General features: G+C 61.7%; 4 protein-coding genes. All 4 read right to left on the reverse strand.

The window, feature by feature from the left end; all coding sequences use genetic code 11:
• The coding region (locus AC1DWI_RS17990; protein ID WP_477725357.1) for a hypothetical protein at nucleotides 1-290 on the reverse strand (290 nt) is incomplete at its 3' end.
• Nucleotides 291-447: 157 nt separating this feature from the next.
• A complete protein-coding gene (locus AC1DWI_RS17995) occupies nucleotides 448-1359 on the reverse strand; it encodes a polysaccharide deacetylase family protein (RefSeq protein WP_477669271.1) in 912 nt (303 codons plus the stop codon).
• Nucleotides 1360-1366: 7 nt separating this feature from the next.
• On the reverse strand, nucleotides 1367-1732 hold the full coding sequence (locus AC1DWI_RS18000; protein WP_477669614.1) for a nuclear transport factor 2 family protein: 366 nt from the start codon (nucleotides 1730-1732) through the stop codon (nucleotides 1367-1369).
• Between the two features lie 110 nt (nucleotides 1733-1842).
• A complete protein-coding gene (locus tag AC1DWI_RS18005) occupies nucleotides 1843-2823 on the reverse strand; it encodes a Bug family tripartite tricarboxylate transporter substrate binding protein (RefSeq protein ID WP_477669272.1) in 981 nt (326 codons plus the stop codon).
• Nucleotides 2824-3040 lie beyond the last annotated feature (217 nt).

A 3040-nucleotide genomic window follows, 5' to 3' on the forward strand; every position in this document is an offset into this window, starting at 1 on the left:
AGCAGACAGCCCCACGTGTAGGCCAGGCAGACGGCGCAAAAAAGCAGCGCCAGCACCCAGTTGGGTATGTCGTAAATCCAGTAGAACATGGCGCCTGCCCCTCTTGTTATGTCGAACTCCACTCCGAAGTGGATGATAACCAAAGGCCGCATGCCGAAAGTTTTCGGCACCGGCTGCCCGGCAAAACGCGGCCAGCGGTGCGGCAGAGGCTCAATACCCGATATACCGAAGTAAAAATTGACTGCAAGGCCAGTAAATACTGCGCAAACAGCTATCAATTTAATAGCCAACTCGCTTTACGTGAACCTCAGGGCGTACACCGGGCGACTCCAGCGCTGTGCCTTTCGCGCGGACATTCAGCTCAAGCTCCACCAGCTCCTGCGCGTAATAAGCAAAAGCCTCTGCCCGCGCTCCGGCGCGCACACGAGCGCCTCTTTCAGGGGCCGCTCACGCGGCCATCTGTACGGCGTGCCGGAAGATATCGCCCGGCGTGCTCATCCAGACCTGGCCCCGGTCACGTGCGGCGGCGACATGCTGAAGCGCGCGCCGCAGGTGGCGCAGGCGGTAAGGCTGGCCGACGATGTAGGGGTGCAGTGCAATGCCCATCACCAGTGGTGCTGAACTGCTGGCCTGCGATTGCTCCAGCATCTCATCAAGCTGATCGATGATCATCTGCGCAAAGTCTTTGCCGTCCATCTGACGCGCAATGATCATCGGGATGTCATTGAGTTCCTGCGGGTAAGGCACGGCCCACAAAGCCTTTCCGCTGCGGGTGCGCATTGGCAGCGGCTGGTCGTCGTGGCACCAGTTCAGGGTGTAGCCGTAGCCGCTTTCAGCGAGCAGGTCAGGGGTATGCAGGCTTTCCGAAATCCACGGTGAAAGCCACCCGGCGGGGGACTGGCCGCTCTCCTGTTGCATGCGCGTGCGGCACTGCACCAGCAGGCTGCTTTCGTCCGCTTCACTCATGGCGGCCTGGCGTTCGGCGTTGGTGTGGCCATGGCCGACCAGTTCATCGCCGCGCGCTACGCAGGCAGCCACCAGCTCGGGGCAGTGTTCATACAGTGCGGTGTTGATCAGGGCGGCCGCCGGCAGGCCCAGGCTGTCAAACAGCTCGAGGCAGCGCCAGCTGCCCACGCGGTTTCCGTACTCGCGCCAGCTGTAGTTCAGGACATCCGGCTGCGGGCTGGCCGGGCCGATGGTGGCACCCATGCCCTCGCCGAAGGCAAAGTGCTCGATGTTGAAACCCAGGTAGACAGCCAGACCAGCGCCGTTGGGCCAACGATAAGGTTTGCGCTGGTTGATCGCCTGGTAGTCAAAGCGATTGTGCGTCGGCAGGGCGCCGCTGTAGCTTGCCGCCATCAGCTGATCACAGCACAGCCAGGCCTGCCCGCACCAGCAGCCATTCGGCGCTGTCGTTCCACACGTCCATGTGTGTGATCAGCCCGCTTTTGACGACATAGCGGTCCACATAGCGGTTGCCTTCGAAAGGCGTTCCGTCAGGCCATTCTCCATACAGGGTTCCCAGGCTGTAGACCACCGCTTCGTCGGGGGCGGAGCCGCTAGAGCCGGCGGCAACCGTTTCGGTGCGCTCAATCCTTTTTTTCACCCATTTGTAGCGCGATGCATTAAATTTGGTGCACTCAGCGGGGGCGCTCATGGCCCGGCCACCGGTGAAAAGAATCTTCATGCCGGGTGCCGTGAACCGGCTGGCGGCCACCGGGTCAGGAAGCATGATGAGCCGGAGAAACTCATTGACCACATCGGCAGCGCTTGCCGTATCGCTGGAAAAGGCCTTGGTGCTGTTCAATCAGGGTGCTCCTGCGGCTGTCGTTGCCGGAAAAATCATGTTATCACCTCGACGTTGGCCAGCTTGGCCACGCTGCGCCAGGTGTCGATCTGCGAATTGATCAACTGAACGAACTCGGTGCCGACCACCGCATTCTTGCGCGGCAGGGTCTGAATTTCTTCCAGTCTGGCTGCGATGTCCGGTTTGGCGAGAATTTCAGGGATCAGTGCCGTCAGCCGCGCAAGTACGGGCGCAGGCAGGCCTTTGGGTGCTGACAAGCCCAACCACTGGGACCCCGTCAGCTTGGGAAAGCCGAGCTCGGCAAAAGTCGGAATGTTGGGAAGTGCCGGCAGGCGGCTGGGGGTGGAGACAGCCAGCGCGCGCAGGGACCCGGCCTTGAGCTGGGCCACGTTGGTGGTGATGGGATCGAGCAGGCTGTCGATCTGCCCGCCCAGCAGGTCTTGCATGGCCGGTGCGCTGCCTTGGTAGGGGATGTGGTCGTGTTGGGGCGCCTTGCCTTCAATCTTGAGCATTTCACCAAACAAGTGATTGGCAGAACCGATGCCCGATGAGCCATAACGCACAGGCCGGGTTCTGGCGGCAGCCAGGTATTGCTCCAGCGTCTGGAAGGGCGACTGCGCCCGCACCAGCAGCACCATGGGCGCTTCAACCAGCATGCCCATGTGAGAAAAATCATTCACCGGGTCAAAGGGCATGACTTTGCGGGTGGCTGTGGCATAGATGTGCACCGACGCATGGCTGACCAGCAGGGTGTAGCCGTCGGCGGGCTGCTTGGACACGTAGTCGGTGCCGATCAGGCCGCCCGCACCCGCGCGGTTTTCCACCACRACGGTCTGGCCCAGCGCCTGTGACAGGTGCGGCGCCATCATGCGTGACACGGTATCAACCAGACCGCCCGGTGGGAATTGCGCGACCAGTCTGATCGGCCCACGCGAAGGCCAGGCGCTTTGGGCGCTTGTCCATGCTGGAGCGGTCAGGGCAGAGATGCCGGCGGCCAGGACGTGACGACGTTTCATGGAGTGCTCCTGAAGGGCTGAAGGCTGCATTGGCAACCATCAACAGGATTGAAAGCGGGGAAGCGGCTGATGACATCTGGCGATCAGCAACTTGTGTGCCAATTCGACTGTTCAGGCATTCGCGCTTTGGAGCCGGGTTTTCTTTGTGCCCTCGACGCTGGCAGCAGGAGGCGCCTTCCTCACTCGGCCCAGGTCGTGTGACGGCATAAGCCTCATG

The organism is Polaromonas sp. P3_C2, assembly GCF_056402675.1.